Genomic DNA, 18268 nt, shown 5'->3' on the forward strand with positions numbered 1-18268 from the left:
AACGCTCGGCTGGGAAACCCCAGCCGAGCGCCTGCATAAACTGCTCGCCGTCTGACACAACCGACCACGTGTTGCGACGATCCCTAGAAACCGCCCATCGGCTCCGGGGGCCTTCGTCGCCGTGGACGTGGCTACGCCGGCGGCAGCTTCTCCAGCTGGGCCTGGATGCGCGCGATGTCCTCCTCGGCCTTGGACAGACGCGTGCGGATCTTGTCCACCACGTTCTCCGGGGCCTTCCCCAGGAACGCCTCGTTGCCGAGCTTGGCGGTGGCCTGGGCCCTCTCCTTCTCTGCGGCGGCCAGGTCCTTCGCGAGGCGCTTGCGCTCGGCCGCCACGTCGATCGTGCCTGACAGGTCGAGGGCGACCTCGGCGCCGGCGACCGGCAGGGTGGCCGTGGCCGTGAAGGACTCGCCCTCCGGCTGCAGGCGCAGCAGCTGGCGGATGGCCGCCTCGTGCGGGGCCAGCGCCGTACCGTCCAGGGCCAGGCGGGCCGGGACGCGCTGGCCCGGCTGCAGGCCCTGGTCGGCGCGGAAGCGGCGCACCTCGGTGATGACGGACTGGAGGGTCCCGATCTCCTGCTCGGCGGCCGCGTCACGGAAGCCGCTGTCCGCGGGCCACTCGGCGACGACGAGCGACTCGCCGCCGGTGAGGGTGGTCCAGAGGGTCTCGGTCACGAACGGGACGACCGGGTGCAGCAGCTTGAGGGTGACGTCCAGGACCTCGCCCAGGACCCGCTTGGAGACCTCGGCCGGCTCGCCGCCCGCCTGGAACGTCGTCTTGGACAGCTCGACGTACCAGTCGAAGACCTCGTCCCACGCGAAGTGGAAGAGGGCGTCGGAGAGCTTGGCGAACTGGAAGTCGTCGTAGAACGCGTCGACTTCGGCGATGACGGAGTTGAGGCGGGAGAGGATCCAGCGGTCCGTCGCCGACATCGCCGACGGCTCCGGCAGCGGGCCCTCGACCGTCGCGCCGTTCATCAGCGCGAAGCGGGTCGCGTTCCAGATCTTGTTGGCGAAGTTGCGGGAGCCCTGGACCCAGTCCTCGCCGATCGGGACGTCGACGCCCGGGTTGGCGCCACGGGCCAGCGTGAAGCGCAGGGCGTCGGAGCCGTACTTGTCCATCCAGTCCAGCGGGTTGACCGCGTTGCCGAAGGACTTCGACATCTTCTTGCCGAACTGGTCGCGGACCATGCCGTGCAGGGCGATGGTGTGGAACGGGGGGGTGCCGTCCATCGCGTACAGGCCGAACATCATCATCCGGGCGACCCAGAAGAAGAGGATGTCGTAGCCGGTGACCAGGACGGAGTTCGGGTAGAACTTCGCGAGCGACTCGGTCTGTTCGGGCCAGCCGAGGGTGGAGAACGGCCACAGGCCGGAGGAGAACCAGGTGTCGAGGACGTCGGTGTCCTGGTGCCAGCCCTCGCCGGCCGGCGGCTCCTCGTCGGGGCCGACGCAGACGACCTCGCCGTTCGGGCCGTACCAGACCGGGATGCGGTGGCCCCACCACAACTGCCGCGAGATGCACCAGTCGTGGAGGTTGTCGACCCAGTCGAAGTACCGCTTCTCCATCTCCTGCGGATGGATCTTGACCTTGCCCTCGCGGACGGCGTCGCCGGCGGCCTTCGCCAGCGGGCCGACCTTGACCCACCACTGCATGGACAGGCGCGGCTCGATGGTGGTCTTGCAGCGCGAGCAGTGGCCGACGGAGTGGACGTACGGCCGCTTCTCGGCGACGATCCGGCCCTCGGCGCGCAGCGCGGCGACGATCGCCGAGCGGGCCTCCAGCCGGTCCAGGCCCTGGAAGGGGCCGTGGGCCGTGATGACGGCGTGCTCGTCCATGATCGTGATGGACGGCAGGTCGTGCCGCTGGCCGATCTCGAAGTCGTTCGGGTCGTGGGCCGGGGTGACCTTGACGGCGCCGGTGCCGAACTCCGGGTCGACGTGCGTGTCGGCGACGACCGGGATGGAGCGGTCGGTCAGCGGAAGCTTGACGAGCTTGCCGATGAGGTGCCGGTAGCGCTCGTCGTCGGGGTGGACGGCGACGGCCGTGTCACCGAGCATCGTCTCGGCACGGGTGGTGGCGACGACGATCGTGTCGTCCCCGTCGCCGTACTTCATCGAGACCAGCTCGCCGTCGTCGTCCTGGTACTCCACCTCGATGTCCGAGATGGCGGTCAGGCAGCGCGGGCACCAGTTGATGATGCGCTCGGCGCGGTAGATCAGCTCGTCGTCGTAGAGCCGCTTGAAGATGGTCTGGACGGCCTGGGAGAGCCCCTCGTCCATGGTGAAGCGCTCACGGGACCACGCGACACCGTCGCCCAGCCGCCGCATCTGCCCGCTGATCTGGCCGCCGGACTCGCCCTTCCACCGCCAGACGCGCTCGACGAACGCCTCCCGGCCGAGGTCGTGGCGGGACTTGCCCTCCTTGGCCAGCTCGCGCTCGACGACGTTCTGCGTGGCGATACCGGCGTGGTCCATGCCGGGCTGCCACAGCGTCTCGTAACCCTGCATGCGCTTGCGGCGGGTCAGCGCGTCGATGAGGGTGTGCTCGAAGGCGTGCCCGAGGTGCAGGCTGCCGGTGACGTTCGGCGGCGGGATGACGATCGTGTACGGCGGCTTGTCGCTCTTCGCGTCCGCCTCGAAGTAACCGCGCTCTACCCAGCGCTCGTACAGCGGCCCCTCTACATCGGCCGGCGCGTACTGGGTCGGCAGTTCGGAGTCGGGCGCGGGTGGCTGCTGCTGAGCGTTCTCGGTCACGGGGGTCAGTTTAGAGGTGTTACGGGGTGGTCCCGAAACGCGTTTGTTCTGTAACGGTGCGCCCCCCGGTGCCGTGCGTTTCCCGGGTCTGGGCCAGGATGTCAGGAACACATAAGCTCCTGGAGGGGAACGCAGGAATGAGCAGCAACCAGCCGGGCCCGTACGGCGGCCCGCCCCAGCAGCCGGGTCCGTACGGCCAGCAGGGGCAGCCCGGTCCGTACGGCCAGCCGGGTCCCTATGGCCAGCAGCCGCAGGCCCCGCAGCCCGGTTACGGCTACCCCCAGCAGGCCCCTCCCGCGCAGCCCGGGTACGGCTACCCGCAGCAGGGCGTGCCGCAGCAGCCCAGCCCTTACGGCCAGCAGCCCTACGGCATGCCGCAGGCGCCGGAGCCGAGCGGGGGGAAGAAGAAGACGGGCCTGATCATCGGCGCGGTGGCCGTGGTGGCCGCCGTGGCGGTGGGCGTGTACTTCGTGGTCGGCGGCGGGGGCGGCAGCAGCGCCGGGGGCGTCCCGGACGACGGCCCGCACAAGCTGACGACGCCCGCGACGGTGCTGACCGAGTACAAGCGGGGCGACACCGACAGCGGCACGATGACGAAGGACGACCTCAAGGACGCCGAGAAGTGGGGCGTGCACGGTCCCCACGACGTCAGTGCCCAGTACACGTCCGGTGACAAGGACAACCCGCTCAGCCAGAAGATGATCCAGTTCGGCGGCGTCTACGGCACGATCGACGACCCCGAGAAGACGGTCGACGCGATGTTCGCGTACATGAAGACCGAGGCCCAGAAGGACAGTGACAGCAAGGACGTCACCCTGAAGGGCGAGCCGAAGGCGTACGAGCCGGCCGGGCTCGACGGCGCGGTCCTCAAGTGCCAGCAGGCCCAGGCCCCCACCGGCGCGAGCAGCGGTGGGCCGAAGGACGTGACCATGACGATCTGCATCTGGGGCGACCACAGCACCCTCGGCCTCGTCATGCCGATGGACATCATCAGCCTCGCGGCGGGCAAGAGCAGCGATCCGGCGACCGACGCGGAACTCGCGGCCAAGTTCCGCGCCGAGGTGCGCGTCAAGGCCTGACGCGCTCCACGCTCCGGCGGGCGATGGCGCGATCAACGCGGCGCCTCGGGCAAGAACAGGGCGGCACCACCGATCAACGCGGTGGTGCCGCCGCCCGTTGAGGCGGGAGCAGGCCACGGATTCGAATCCGTCTTCAGCCCCGCTTGACTTTCGCTCGGGCCGCACCGCGTCCCCCTGTACAAGCGACTAAGGTCACCTTCTCACCACTTCGGCGACAGCCGCTTTCGGACATCCCAACAGGGGGTCATGTGTCCATGGCGCACAACGAAGAAAGTGATCTTCTCAGAAACATCCAGCCCACTTCCCGGGCCTTGGAGCGATGTATCGACGAACGTGCCAGGGCAGTGATCCGCTCCTGCATCGCCGAACTCAGCTCGCTACTGAGCGAACAGCCGGACAGCCCGGACGGCGGTCATCCGCTCACCGATCTCCAGCAGGCGTACTTCGTCGGTGAGCAGGGCGGGGGCCCGCTGGCCGCACCGGCCCTCTACATCCACGAGTACCGCTTCCCGGCCGACGCCGCCCCGGACACCGCACGCCTGCGCGACGCGCTGACCCGGATGCGGCAGGCGCACCCGGCACTGCGGCTGCGGATCGCCGCCGACGGGACACAATCCTTCACTTCACCGCCGGACACCGACGAGAACCCCTCCCCACTCGTCCTGTGCGACCTTTCGCAGTCGGCCCCGGACGCCGCGCGAGAAGAGCTCTCAAGACTCCGCGATGCCATTCCCTCGGATGTCCCCGGGCACGAGACCGGCTTGCCCTTTCTCATACGCCTGGTGTGCTTGCCGGACGAATCTTCCCATCTCCAGATCGCCCTCCGGCTGACCGCATTCGACGGTGTCACCATCCAGTTGTTCTTCGCGGAACTCGTCCGCTGCTACACGGATCCCGCGTACCGGCCGCAACCGGAAACCCTGACCTTCGAGGAATACCTCCGAGGACAGGAGGACCGCATGTCCTCCGCCGCCTACACAGCGGCCTCGGGTCAGTGGGACGAGCGGCTCGCCTCCCTTCCGCCCGCACCGGACCTGCCCCGCCTTCCGGCGGTCGACGAGGTCCGGGCCGCGGCCGGCGACGGCCGGGGCGCCGCCGCCCCGAAGGCCCTGCACCGGACCGGGCACCGCCTCGCCCCCGACACCTGGCACAGCTTCCGCCGGCACGCCGCCGAAGCGGGCCTGTCCCCCGGCGCGGCCCTGTTCGGTCTGTATGTGGAGTGCCTGCTCCGCTGGTCGGGCGGCCGCTCCGGCAGCCTCACGGTGCTCGCCTCGCACCGGCCGGCCGGCCGGCCCGGCGCCCAGCGCATGTGGGGGTGCGGCGGTTCCACGGTGATCGTCCCGTACGACCCGCAGGAGGGGTCCTTCGGCGAACGCTGCCACGCCTACAACGAGTACCTCTACACCTCGCTGGAGGCCGGTGAGGTCTCCGGTGTCGAGGTCGGGCGCAGGCTGAACCGGCGGCGCGGCGAGAGCGGCAACCCGGTCCCCGTGGTCTTCAGCAGCGGACTCGACCTGGTCGAGGGCATCACCGACGGCTTCCGCCTCGACCTGCCGGGCGCCACACTCGTCCACAGCGCCATCAGCACCCCGGAGATCCTGCTCGACCACCAGGTCTACGAGCAGTCGGGCGACCTGGTGTGCAACTTCGACCACGACCCGGCGAGCTTCCCGCCGGGCCTCATCGACGATCTCGCCGCCTACCATCTGCGCCGGCTGACGGAGCTGGCCGGCGACGGCCGCGCCTGGAACCGCAGCGAACCCGCACCGCTGCCCGAGGAACAGCTCGCCGAGCGCCGGCGCGCCAACGACACCGCGACCGAGGGCCTCGACGGTGAACTGCACGAGGCCGCCCTCGACCAGCTGCGCCGCCGCCCGGACGCGGTCGCCGTGGTCGACGCCGAACGCGCCCTGAGCGGCGCCGTACTCGACCGGCTCTCGGGCGTCCTGGCGGAACGGCTGCGCGCCGCGGGCATCGGCCGCGACCCGGACCGGCCCGACCTCGTCGCCGTCCGGACGCCCCGGTCCTGGCAGCAGAGCGTGGCCGTACTCGGCATCCTCCGGGCCGGCGGAGCCTATCTGCCCATGGCCCCGAGCTGGCCCCCCTCACGGGTTGCCGAGGTGCTCCGGCAGAGCGGTGCCGCGGCGGTGGTCACTCTCCCGGACGCACCGCAGGAGGGACTCGCCGGCCTTCCGGTGGTCGGCGTCCCCGACCCCGCCACCCCGGCCGGCCCGGCCCCGGCGCCCGACGGGCTCGGCGGCGACCGGGCGCGCACCGCCTACGTCATCTACACCTCCGGCTCGACCGGCACCCCCAAGGGCGCGGTGATCTCGCACGGGGCCGCGACGAACACGCTGCGCGACCTGGCCGGACGGCTGGGGCTGAACGGCGCGGACCGGGTGCTCGCGATCTCCTCGCTCGCCTTCGACCTGTCCGTGTTCGACATCTTCGGGATCCTCGGGACCGGCGGCACCGTCGTCGTCCCGCCCGAGAGCGAGGTCCCCGACCCGGAGAGCTGGGGGGAGCTGTGCCGGCGCCACCGGGTCACCGTGTGGAACTCGGTGCCCGCGCTGCTGCAGCTCACCCTCGAGTACTTCGGCGACCGGGCCGCCGACGTGCTCGGCTCGCTGCGGCTCGTCATGCTCAGCGGCGACTGGATCCCGCTGCCGCTGCTGGACCGCATCGCACGGGTGTGCCCGTCCGCCCGGGTGCTCGCCATGGGGGGCGCCACCGAGGCGTCCATCTGGTCCAACCACTTCTGGACCGAGCGGCAGCCGGAGGGCTGGTCGAGCGTGCCGTACGGCTATCCGCTCGACAACCAGAGCATGCACGTCCTCGACCGTGAGCTGGCCGACGCCCCCGTCTGGGTGCCCGGCGACCTCTACATCGGCGGCGCGGGGCTCGCCGACGGCTACCGCAACGCGCCCGAGCTGACGAAGGCCTCCTTCCTGGCCCACCCCGTGACCGGGGAACGCCTCTACCGCACCGGTGACCGGGCCCGTTACCGGCCGGGCGGCACCCTGGAGTTCCTGGGCCGCGAGGACGACCAGGTCAAGATCGGCGGACATCGCATCGAACTGGGCGAGATCGAGACCCGGCTGGCGGCACAGCCCGACGTGGAGACGGCGGTGGCCGTGGTCGCGGGCGCCCCGGGCAACTCCTACCTGGCGGCGTTCGTCACTCCGGTGCCCGGTACCCGGCCCGACACCGCCGCCCTGCGCGCCCGCCTGACCGCGCAGCTGCCGTCGTACATGGTCCCGGCCACGATCGACACCCTGGACGAGATCCCGCTCAGCTCCAACGGCAAGGTGGACCGCAAGGCGCTGCCGGGACGGCTCACCTCCGCGGCCGGGACGACCGGGACGTCCAGCGGCCGGCCGGGGGCGGTCGTCGCACCGCGCACCGCCGAGGAGAGCCGGCTGCTGGCCCTGTGGCAGGAGATGCTGGGCACCGAAGTGCACGGGGTCACGGACGACTTCTTCGCCCTGGGCGGCAACTCCCTGCTGGCGGTGCGCCTGTTCCACCGGATCAGGGAGACGTTCGACCGCGCTCTGCCGCTGGCCGCCCTGATGCGCGGGCGCACCGTCGCCGAGCAGGCCGCCCAACTCGGGCGGGGCGAGGGGCAGGTGCGGCAGTCGGTCTCGTCGCTGGTGCGCATCAAGGACGCCGAGGAGGAGACCGGTGCCCCGCGCCACCTCGTGCTCGTGCACCCGGTCGGTGGCGACGTACTGTGCTACGAGCGGCTGGTACGGGCGCTGGGCGCCCATCCGATGACGGCCGGCACCGCCGTGCACGGGCTGCGCGCCCCGGGCCTGCTGCCGGGCGAACGTCCGGCGGGCGACATGGCGGAACTGGTGGCGGGCTACGCGAGCGCGCTGCAAGAGGCCCTTCCGTACGGTGAACTGCACCTGGTCGGCTGGTCGATGGGCGGCACCATCGCCGTCGGCCTGGCCGATCAGCTGGGGGCGCGGGGCCGGTCCGTGGCGTCGGTGACGGCGATCGACTCCTTCACCGGCGGTCCCGGCGTACCACCGGCGACCTTCCGGGAACGGGTCACCGGCTTCTTCTCCGACCTCGCCCAGGGCGCGGACGTGCGGGCGCACGTCCCGGAGGCCCTGTCGGAGGGGGTCGACCGGGCGAGGTGTCTGCTCTCCGTGCAGGAGTCCGTGGTGGCCGCCGGTCTGCTGGGCGGGCCGCTGGCCGAGGAGGACCTGCTCCGGTTGTTCGAGGTGTACGCGAGCAACTCGGCACTGCTGGAGGCCCACCGGCCGGCCGGGACTCCCGGCAAGCTGCTGCTGGTGCGGGCGCGGGGCAGCGACGGCCGGACGTTCCCCGGGCTCGTCCCGCTGGAGGAGTGCCTGGACGACGATGTGAAGCCGTGCCTGATGGACGGGGACCACTACTCGGTCATGTCCCCCGAGGGTACGCAGGGCCTCGCGGAACTCGTCGCCCACCGGATCGCCAGCCGGCGTCCGGACCAGGACCCGTACTTCAACTCCGCGCTCTGGTGCTGAACCCCGGCGCAGCCGCGGCGGCGGTCCCGCGCCGCCGCCCGGTCCGGTCCGCTCATGGTGCCGGAGCCCGCCACGCGCCCCGACGCCGGGGCCGTCCGTCCACACGTTCCGTGATCCGCGTTCGCACGACCCGTCGAAAAGGAATCGAATGCGCAGCACGCACTTCAGCATGTCCCGACGCACCGCACTCACCCTCACGCTCGGTGCCACGGCCTCGTGGGCCCTGCAACGCCCGGCCGTGGCCGCGGCACTCGACGGCACCGGCGACGGCGGCGAGGACGTGGTTCTCAGCTGGTACGACGCCACGAGCCGGGCGATCGCCGCGGCCGGCACCCCGCTGACCCCGGTCATCGACTCCCGCACCTGGGCCGTCGCCTGGCTGGCTGCCGCCCGGGCCGTCCGGCCGCTGACCTCCGACGTCGCCCAACGGGCGGCGACCGCCACCGCCGTGCACGACGCGCTGGCGGCGCTGCTCCCGAGCCAGGCGGCGGCACTGGACGCCGAACTCACCCGGACCCTCGGCACGCTGCCCGCGGGCGCCTCCCGGCAGCAGGGCGCGGACGCCGGGCGCGCACAAGCGGCCCGGCTGCTGCGGGACCGCACGGGCGACGGCCTCGACGAGGCGTCGATCAACGTGCCCTGGACCCCGCCGCCGGCCGCCCCCGGCGTATGGCAGCCCACCCCACCCGGATACGCCGCCGCCATCCAGGCCGGCCAGGGCGGGGCGCGGCCCTTCCTGCTGCGCGACGGGGCACAGCTGCGGCCCGGACCGCCGCCCGTGCTCGATTCCGGGCTGTTCCTGCGGGACCTCGAGGAGGTGCGCGCGATGGGAGCCGCCGACAGCACCGCGCGGACCGCGGAGCAGACGACCACGGCGCAGATCTGGGCGCAGTCCGCGCTCAGCGCCTTCACCCAGGCGGTACGGCACGCGGCCGCCGACGTGACCCGCCCGCTGCGCACGCGGGTCGGTCTGCTGGCCGTGTTCCACACCGCCTCCGTCGACACGCAGATCGCCTGTCAGGAGGCCAAGTACTTCTACGCCTTCTGGCGTCCGGTCACCGCCCTGCGCTCCCGGGGCCAGGACCAGTGGACGCCGCTGATCCCGACCCCGCCGCATCCGGAATATCCCAGTGGTCACGCCTGCTTCGCGGGCGCCGCGGAAGCCGTGCTCAACGCCGTTGCGGGCGCCCGCTCGGCGGAGCCGTTCACCCTCGTCAACCCGTATTTCCCGGGCCTGGTGAGCCGCACCTACACCCGCTGGAGCCAGCTCGCCGAGGACACCGTCGACGCCCGGGTCCGGGCCGGAGTGCACTACCGCAACACCGACGACACCGGTGCCGCACTCGGCCGCGAGGTGGCCGCCCACCACCTGGCCAACCTCCCCCGCCTGTTCAGCTGAGAGAAACGGAGAGATCACGCCATGACCACGGCCAAGAAGCCCGAGATCTGGAACTCCAGCACCTTCGACTCGATGCGGCGCAAGCTCATCCCCTCCTTCGACCTGATCTACGCCAGCGGTGTCCACGCGGTCGTGGAGACGGTGCCCGAGCGGGCCCGCATCCTTGACCTCGGCGCCGGCACCGGGCTGCTCGGCGGCGCCCTGCTGGAGCGGCTCCCCGACGCCGAACTCGTCCTCGTCGACCACTCGTCGGTGATGCTCGAGAAGGCCAGGGAGCGGTTCGCGGACAACCCGCGCGTCACCGTCCAGGTCGCCGACATGAAGGACCCGCTGCCGCAGGGGCCGTTCGACGCGGTCGTCTCCGGTCTCGCGATCCACCACCTCACCCACGCGGAGAAGGAGGACCTGTTCCGGCGCATCCACCAGGTCCTCACCCCGCAGGGGGTCTTCGTCAACGTCGAGCAGTTCTGCGGTCCGAACGCCCCCGTCGACGCCATGTACGACTACCAGCACGAGGCGCACGTCCAGCGCGAGCAGTGTCCGCCCGACGAGTGGGAGGCGGGCAAGGAGCGCATGAAGATCGACATCTGCGCCACCCTGGAGATGCAGTTCGAGTGGCTGCGCAAGGTCGGCTTCAGCCACGTCGACTGCCTGGCCAAGGACTGGCGCTACGGCACCTACGCCGCCTGGGTCGCCGCATGACGGACACCGTTACCGGCCGTGCGGGCGCGGTGCTGTGCCAGGCGGTGGCCGACACCGCCGCGCGGCGTGCCGACGCCGTCGCGATCACCGACGTGGACGGGAGCGACGTCCGCTACGGCGAACTGCTGCCGCTCGTCGAGCGGCTCGCCGCCGGGCTGCACGCCCACGGGGTGCGCGAGGGCGACACCGTCGCCTTCGCCCTGCCCAACAGCGCCCGCTACGTCGGTCTGATCCTCGCGGCGGCCCGGCTCGGCGCCCGCTATGTGCCCCTGATGGGTGACTTCACCTCCGAGGAGACGGCCCGCGCCCTGGCACTGGCCCGGCCCGTGCTGCTGGTGGCCGACCGGCCGCACCACGCCGCGGCGGAAGCAGTGCGCACGGTCCCGCTGCCGGCCGTGTACGGCTCCGCCGCGCCGCCCGCCCCGCTGCCCGCGCAGCCGCACGCGGGTCTGTTCCGGCAGTTGTGGACCTCGGGGTCGACGGGGTTCCCGAAGATGATGGTCTGGCGGCAGGACAAGTTCGTCACCGAGCGGCGCCGCTGGATCGCGGACACCGGGGTGACGGCCGGCGACGTCTTCTACTGCCGCCACCCGCTGGACGTCGCCCACGCCACCGACCTGCACGTCTTCGCCGCGCTGCTGAGCGGGGCGCGGCTGGTGCTGGCCGACCCCGGTGCGGCGGCCGAGGACCACCTGCGGCGGCTGCACGAGGAGCGGGCGACCGTGATGAGCGCCCTGCCGAGCCACTACGCGGGCCTGGTCGAGGCCGCGCGGGTCCGGACGGACGCGGACCTGTCGGCGCTGCGCAGGCCGCTGTGCGGCGGCGCCTACCTCAGCCCGGCCGTCGTGCGGGACGCGGCGGACGTGCTGGGCGTCCGCATCCGGCAGATCTACGGCTCCACGGAGTTCGGCATCGCGCTGGGCAACATGGCCGACGAGGTGCAGACGTCGGGGGCGATGGTGCCGGTGGGCGGGGTGGGTGCCCGGATCGCGCCGCTGTCGGAGCAGGTCCGGGAGACCGGTGAGCTGGTGCTGCGCTCGGACTGTACGAGCGAGGGCTATCTGTTCGCGGACGAGGCCAACGCGCGCACCTTCCGGGACGGCGAGTTCTGGACCGGGGACGTCGCCCAGGCGGTGCCGGGCGGCGGGTTCCGTATCGTCGGCCGGGTCTCCGAGGTCCTGGCCGCGCGGGGCGGGCCCGTCCTCGCGCCGGTACTGGACGCCGAGATCGCCGAGGCCTGCCCGGGCACCGAGGCCGTGGTGCTGCCGGTCGACCCGGGGCAGTGCACCGACCGGGTCGTGGTGGTGGTCCGGCCGGCCCCGCACGGGCCGGCGGAGGACGCGCTCAAGCAGGTGGAGGCGGTGCTCTGCGGGCACGGCCTGGACGCCGCCGTACACGTGGTCGACGCGATTCCCCGCACCCCGGTCGGCAAGATCGACAAGCCGCGGCTGCGGACACGCTTCGCACTGACCGGCAACCGGGCGGGTGGGTGAAGCGGATGCTGAACCACGAACGCACCGGCAGCGGTCCCGCGCTGGTGCTGGTCCATGGGCTCGGCGCGGACAAGGACTTCTTCACCCCCGTCGTGGCCGGCCTGGCCCGGGACCACACGGTGGTGAGCGTGGACCTGCCGGGCCACGGCGGCTCGCCCGCGGGTGACGCCCCGACCCTCGCCGGGGCCGCCGCCGGTCTCGCCGAGGTCCTGGACGCACTCGGCCTGGAGGACGTGACCCTGCTCGGCTGGTCCCTGGGCGCAACCGTCACCTGGACGTATCTGGAGCAGTACGGCAGCCGGCGGGTGCGGGCGCTCGTCTCCGTCGAGCAGACGCCGTGGCTGCTCGCCGAGGACGGCTGGACGTACGCCGCCTTCGGCACCCTCGACGCCGAGGGCGCCGCCGCCCTGCTGGAGAGCGCCGCCGCCGACCCGGGCGCGGTCGCCGAGAACCTGGTGCGCGGCTCCTTCGCGGCCGGTACGGCACCGGACCCGGCCGTGGTGGAACCGCTCGTGGAGCGCGCCCGGCGGACCTCGTCCGCGGCTCTGCGCGGGCTGCTCGGTGACGTCCTGCGCGAGGACTGGCGCCCCCGGGTGGGCGGGATCGACGTCCCGACCCTGCTGGTGCACGGCGCCCGCAGCCAGGTCTACCCGCCCGAGGTCGGCACCTGGCTCGCCAAGGCGTTCCCGCGGGCCCGGCTGGAGCTTCTGGAGGACTCCGGACACCTCTGCTTCCTGGAGCAGCCGGAGCGGTTCTGCGGCACGGTCCGCGCATTCCTGGCCCCTGAGACGACGGAAAGGTGAACCCCGCCATGACCGAAGCACCCCCCGGGCAGTCGGCCGGCCGACTGTGCTGGATCTACCCGGACCGCGGCACCCTGCGCCAGCGGGAGGCCGAGGCCGCTGCCATCTGGACGACGTACACGAAGATCGCCGCCGACTGCGGCCTGCGGATGTCCCTGCACAAAGCCGAGGCGCTCGCGGTCGACGCCACCACGGACGGCGAGCCCGGCGTCTTCCTGGACGGCGAGCGGATCACCCCGGAGGACACCATCCTGGTGACCTCGCTGTGGTCGCTGCCGCACCAGGTTCCCGAGGTCTGCAACCAGCTCTTCGCGTACTCGATCCTGGAACAGGCCGGGTTCTACCTGCCGATCCACCCGCACATGTCGTACATCACGACCGACAAGATGGCGACGATGCTCTTCCTGCGGGACTGCCCGGTCCCCCGGGTGCCCACCGTCCGCATCGGATCGGGTCGCGACTCCATCAGCCGGCACTACGAGCCCGCTCTGGCCGGCCTCACGTACCCCCTGCTGGTCAAGCCCGCCTACTGGGGCATGGGGCAGGGTGTGTGCCTCGTGCGCAACGACCACGAGCTGCGTGGTGTCATCGGGCTGGCCGGCGGGGCCGACACGGCTCTGGTCGTGCAGCCCTACCTCGGCGAGGGTGTCAACGACTTCCGGGTGTACGTCATCGACGGCAAGGCCCACACGGTGCTGCAGCGCATCCCGCAGGGCGCCTCGCTCACCGCCAACCTGGTCAACGGCGGGCGGCTGGAGTACCCCGAGCTGCCCGAGGAGCTGGAAAGCTCCATCGACTACATCGCCGGCAAGCTGGACATGCCGTACTTCTGCGCCGACTTCCTGTGGGACGGCAAGCAGTTCTGGCTGTCGGAGGTCGAGCCGGACGGGGCGTGCGGTTACGCCCCCACCGAGGAGGTCGCCAAGATCCAGCGCCTGGTCATCGAGGGCCGCTTCCGCGCCTACATCGCCGCCCACGCCCGCTGGATCGCCGAGCGAGCGCAGGCCGCCGCATGACCGCGGTCATAGGCGACCTGGCCTGGCAGGACGTGCTGGCCCGGGCCCGGGAGCTGCAGACCCGTGGCGGTGCCCAGGTGCCGGCGGGCGCCTCCCGGCTGGCCGATCTGGCGGTGACCGGCCCGAAGGAGATCCTGGAGGTCACCCGGCAGGCGGCGCCCGGGCGGGGCGCGGTCGTGATGTCGAGCGGGGGCACCACCGGCAAGCCGAAGCTGACGTACGTGCCCTACCACCAGGCGTGCGGGCGGCTGCTGGAGCAGTGGCGGCCGCTGACGCAGGACAGCGTCATGCTCAACCTGTTCAACCCCGGCCGCCTGTGGGCCTCCCACTACTACATGCAGACCCTCGCCGAACACGTCGGCTGCACCGTCGTACCCTCCGGGCCGTTCGCCCCGGAGGACGTCGGCGGCTGGCTGGCCCTGTTCCGGGAGATCGGCGTGGATACCCTCGCCGGCACTCCGACGGCGCTCGCGGACTTCGCCGAGGGCGTCCTGCTGGCCGGCGAACAGCTGCCGGTCCGCGGCATCATCTGGATGGCCGAGCCCTGGACGGACGCCAAGCACAGCACTGTCGTCAAGGCCTTCCCCGACGCGGGCTTCTGGGCCAACTACGGCTCCGTGGAGACGTACATCATCGGCACCAACACCCCGGCCTGCGACCTGCAGACGCTGCATCTGATGCCGGATCAGGTGCTGGAGCTGGAGGAGGCGGGCGCCCTGCTCACCCGGATCGGGGACGGCTGGACCATGCCGACCGTGCGTTACCGGCTCGGGGACAGGCTGGCGGCCGCCGAGTGCCGCTGCGGCCGGCCGGACGCGCTGCGGGTGCTGGGCCGTGCCGACGACGCGGTAAGTCTGCGCAGTGCCCTGTTCAGCGTCGGTGAGGTACTCGCCCGGGCCCGTACGCTGCCCGGCGTGGACGAGGCCCAGCTGGTGCTGACCCGGGCCACCGACGAGCTGAAGGCGGCCACCGCGCTCACCCTGGAGTTCACCGGCGGCGCCGAACCCGACGACGTACGGCAGCACTTGACCTCCGCGTTCTACCACCTGGCCGCCGTGCACGCGCGCTATCCGGGCTCGATCACGGCACGTCGAGTGGGGAGAATCAGCCGGGTGGAGCGCACCAACAAGGTGCCACCGGCTCTGTGGAGGGACGCATGACATCAGTCCAGCAGAAGGCCAACGCACCACAAGGGTGGCGGACGAATCCATGGACGAGCCTGATCGTGCTCGCCCTCGGTTTCTTCCTGACGATGCTCGACGTGTCGATCGTCAACATCGCCATCCCCGACATCCGGCAGGACTTAGGCGCGTCGCTCGGCGACGTGCTGTGGGCGGTCAACGCCTATGTCCTGGTGGTGGCCGTCCTGTTGATCACGGCGGGACGGCTGGGTGACCTGTACGGTCCCCGCCGGCTCTTCCTCCTGGGCGTCATCGTCTTCACGGTGTTCAGCCTGGTCTGCGGTCTGGCGGACAGCATCGGGGCCTTGATCACCGCACGCGCGTTCCAGGGCCTCGGTGCCGCGCTCCTGCTGCCGCAGACCATGTCGATGATCGTCAGCCTGTTCCCGGCGGAGCGGCGCGGGCTGGCGCTCGGGGTGTGGGGGGCCGTCGGTGGTGTCGCCGCCGTCGTCGGCCCCTCCCTGGGCGGTGTGCTCGTCACCGCGCTGAGCTGGCAGTGGATCTTCTATGTGAACGTCCCGGTGGGCGCCGCGGCCGTCGTGCTGACCCTGCTGGCGGTGCCCGACCTCCGCTTCGACCGCCGGCACCGGCTCGACCTGGGCGGGATCGTCCTGTCCGCGGCCTGGCTGTTCTGTCTCACCTTCCCGCTCATGGAGGGCGAGCGTTACGACTGGGCACCCTGGGTGTTCGTCCAGCTGGCCGCCTCGCTCGTGCTCGGCGCCGGGTTCGTGGTGCACGAACGGCGCCGGCAGGAGTCGGAGCCGCTCGTGCCGTTCGCGCTGTTCAAGGACCGGAACTACGCGGCGATGCTGGTGGTGGCGGCCTCCGTGGCCTTCGGGATCATCGCGCTGATGCTGCTGCTGACCCTGTACTTCCAGTCCGTGCTGGGCTTCAGCGCCCTGCGTGCCGGTTTCGCCCTGGCCCCTCCGGCGTTGATCTCGACCGCGCTCGCGCCGTTCGCCGGCCGGTTCACGGACCGGTTCGAGGCGCGCTCGATCCTGCTGGCCGGCCTGGTCCTGACCGTCATCGGCATGGTGTGGACGACCATGGTCATGGACGTCGACACGGCCTGGGCCCGGTTCCTGCCGCCCATGGTGGTCATCGGGCTCGGCAACGGCCTGCTCATCGCCCCGATGGCCGCGGTCGCCATGCGCGGGATGCCGCCCCGCCTGGCGGGGGCGGCGTCCGGCGTGCTGAACACCGTGCGCCAGCTCGGTCCGGTCATCGCGGTGACCCTGGTCAACCTGCTGATCGAGCAGCGCATGGCGGGCCGCGCGCCGGACGCGTCGGCCGCCTATGCCGACGCCCTGCGGCTCGGCATGGCCCTGCCCATCGGCGCCATCGCCATCGGGGCCCTGGCCTGCGGCCCCGACGCCCTGCGGGTGGCCCGGAGGCAGCAACCGGGCAGCGAGACCGACTGACCGGCCCGAGGAAGCGCCGGACGGTTCGCCGTGCCCCCATGAGCCGAGCACATCCGTTACGAGGAGAAAGCTCATGAGCAAAGACACGTTTCCGGTGGACTTCCCCCGGCAGCGATCCACCTCATTGCCGTACGCGCGCTACCGGCCGGCCCCCACGGTGGACCTGGCCGACCGCACCTGGCCGGCGCGGCGCCTGACCCGGGCGCCGCGCTGGCTCTCCACCGACCTGCGGGACGGCAACCAGGCCCTCCCGGTCCCGATGGACCTGGAACGCAAGACGCGCCTGTTCCGGCTGCTGGTGCGGCTGGGCTACAAGGAGATCGAGGTCGGCTTCCCGGCCGCCAGCGACACCGAGTTCGCGTTCGTCCGCCGGCTGATCGAGGACGCGGAGATCCCCGAGGACGTGCTCGTCCAGGCCATCGTGCCGGCCCGCGAGGACCTGATACGGCGCACGTTCGACGCGCTGGAGGGGGCCCCGCAGGCCATCGCCCACCTGTACAACTCAACCTCGTCGACGCAGCGCCGGGTGGTCTTCGGCACGGACCGGGCGGGTGTCGTCCGGCTGGCCGTGGACCACGCCCGGCTCTGCCGGGAGCTGGCCGACCGGCATCCCGGACGGATCGGCTTCCAGTACTCGCCCGAGTCGTTCTCGCAGACGGAGCTGGACTTCGCGCTGGAGATCTGCGAGTCCGTCATGGACGTGTGGGAGCCGGACCGGAACCGGGAGATCATCCTCAACCTGCCGTCGACGGTGGAGTGTTCGACCCCCAATCTGTTCGCCGACCAGGTCGAGTGGATGAGCCGGAACCTGACCCGGCGCGAACACGTGTGCCTGTCACTGCACCCGCACAACGACCGTGGCACCGGGGTGGCCGCCGCCGAACTGGGGCTGCTCGCCGGGGCGGACCGCATCGAGGGCTGCCTGTTCGGCAACGGCGAGCGCACCGGCAACGTCTGCCTGGTCATCCTGGCGCTGAACCTGATGACGCAGGGCGTGGACCCGCAGGTCGACCTCTCCGACATCGACTCGGTCCGCGAGGCGGCGGAGGACTGCACCCGGATGCGGGTGCACGAGCGGTACCCCTACGCCGGTGAGCTGGTGCACACCTCGTTCTCCGGCTCCCACCAGGACGCCATCAACAAGGGGCTGAGGGCGCTGGAGCGGGATGCGGCGGAACGGGGCGTACCACTGGCCGAGTTCGGCTGGGACGTGCCGTATCTGCCCGTCGACCCCAGGGACATCGGGCGCTCCTACCAGGCGATCATCCGCGTCAACAGCCAGTCGGGGAAGGGCGCTGTGGACTTCCTCCTCGGCTCGCAGTACGGCCTGCGGCTGCCCCGCGGACTCCAGGCGGAGGTGTCGGCCCTGGTACAGGCTCTGTCCGACGGAGAGGGCCGGGAGGTGCCGGCGGCGGAGTTGTGGACGGTGTTCGCGGGGGAGCTGCTGCCCGAAGCCCCGCGGGTCGTGCTGCTGTGGTACGAGACGTCGGCGGGGCCGTCGGGGGTGACCGCGCTGAAGGCGGAGGTCGCCGTGGACGGCGAGTCCCACGCGGTGAGCGGTTCGGGCGCGGACGTGCCGGCCGCGTTCGCCGACGCGCTCGGGGGCGACGGGCGGCCGGTGGAGGTGCTGGAGCACAGCCGCCAGCGGATCACCCTGGCCGGGGTCGAGGGCACCCTCGCGTACGTGCGCTGCGCTGTCGACGGCCGGCCGCACTGGGGCTGCGGCTTCGCGCCGGACACGGAGACCGCTTCGCTCAGGGCCGTGTGCACCGCCCTGCACCGCTCCGGCGCCGTAGCGGCCGCCTGAGCGGCCGCCTGAGCGTCGCCGACACGTCGCCGTAGCGACCGCCTGAGCGACGGCCTGAGCGTCGCCGACACGCCGAAGGGGCGTCCCCGCCGAGGTA

Annotated in this window: 11 protein-coding genes; 10 read left to right on the top strand and 1 reads right to left on the bottom strand. The window is 72.0% G+C overall.

Annotated features, from left to right (window positions below):
• Nucleotides 1-131: 131 nt before the first annotated feature.
• Nucleotides 132-2756 carry a valine--tRNA ligase gene (locus AC07C1_RS17720; protein ID WP_478939961.1) on the bottom strand — a complete coding sequence of 875 codons (2625 nt, stop codon included), beginning with the start codon at nt 2754-2756 and terminating at the stop codon, nt 132-134.
• A 137-nt stretch (nt 2757-2893) separates the two neighbouring features.
• On the opposite strand from AC07C1_RS17720, the gene AC07C1_RS17725 reads away from it, so the two are divergent.
• The 10 genes from AC07C1_RS17725 to AC07C1_RS17770 all read left to right on the top strand — a co-directional run bounded on the left by AC07C1_RS17725 (nt 2894) and on the right by AC07C1_RS17770 (nt 18171).
• Complete coding sequence (locus AC07C1_RS17725) at nt 2894-3835, top strand: hypothetical protein (RefSeq protein ID WP_478939963.1); 942 nt, start codon at nt 2894-2896, stop codon at nt 3833-3835.
• 344 nt (nt 3836-4179) lie between these two features.
• Nucleotides 4180-8349 (top strand): non-ribosomal peptide synthetase, encoded by a 4170-nt coding sequence (locus AC07C1_RS17730; RefSeq protein WP_478939965.1) that lies wholly within the window; start codon nt 4180-4182, stop codon nt 8347-8349.
• A gap of 148 nt (nt 8350-8497) precedes the next feature.
• Nucleotides 8498-9748, top strand: a complete 1251-nt coding sequence (locus AC07C1_RS17735; protein ID WP_478939967.1) for a phosphoesterase PA-phosphatase — start codon at nt 8498-8500, stop codon at nt 9746-9748.
• A gap of 21 nt (nt 9749-9769) precedes the next feature.
• A complete protein-coding gene (locus AC07C1_RS17740; RefSeq protein ID WP_478939968.1) occupies nt 9770-10450 on the top strand; it encodes a class I SAM-dependent methyltransferase in 681 nt (226 codons plus the stop codon).
• Nucleotides 10447-11943: a class I adenylate-forming enzyme family protein gene (locus AC07C1_RS17745; RefSeq protein ID WP_478939970.1), complete on the top strand. Its 1497-nt coding sequence runs from the start codon at nt 10447-10449 to the stop codon at nt 11941-11943. Before AC07C1_RS17740 ends, AC07C1_RS17745 begins: the two co-directional genes overlap by 4 nt.
• A gap of 5 nt (nt 11944-11948) precedes the next feature.
• Nucleotides 11949-12746 carry an alpha/beta fold hydrolase gene (locus AC07C1_RS17750; RefSeq protein WP_478939972.1) on the top strand — a complete coding sequence of 266 codons (798 nt, stop codon included), beginning with the start codon at nt 11949-11951 and terminating at the stop codon, nt 12744-12746.
• Between the two features lie 8 nt (nt 12747-12754).
• Nucleotides 12755-13762, top strand: a complete 1008-nt coding sequence (locus AC07C1_RS17755; protein ID WP_478939974.1) for an ATP-grasp domain-containing protein — start codon at nt 12755-12757, stop codon at nt 13760-13762.
• The gene (locus AC07C1_RS17760) at nt 13759-14922 is read left to right on the top strand and encodes an AMP-binding protein (protein ID WP_478939977.1); all 1164 of its coding nucleotides are present in this window, start codon (nt 13759-13761) and stop codon (nt 14920-14922) included. The genes AC07C1_RS17755 and AC07C1_RS17760 overlap by 4 nt, the downstream gene beginning before the upstream one ends.
• Nucleotides 14919-16364 (top strand): DHA2 family efflux MFS transporter permease subunit, encoded by a 1446-nt coding sequence (locus AC07C1_RS17765; RefSeq protein ID WP_478939979.1) that lies wholly within the window; start codon nt 14919-14921, stop codon nt 16362-16364. The genes AC07C1_RS17760 and AC07C1_RS17765 overlap by 4 nt, the downstream gene beginning before the upstream one ends.
• Before the next feature lie 73 nt (nt 16365-16437).
• Entirely contained in the window at nt 16438-18171 is a 1734-nt protein-coding gene (locus tag AC07C1_RS17770) for a 2-isopropylmalate synthase (RefSeq protein ID WP_478939981.1), read from the top strand.
• Nucleotides 18172-18268 lie beyond the last annotated feature (97 nt).

The sequence above is a fragment of the Streptomyces sp. NPDC045022 genome, assembly GCF_056432605.1.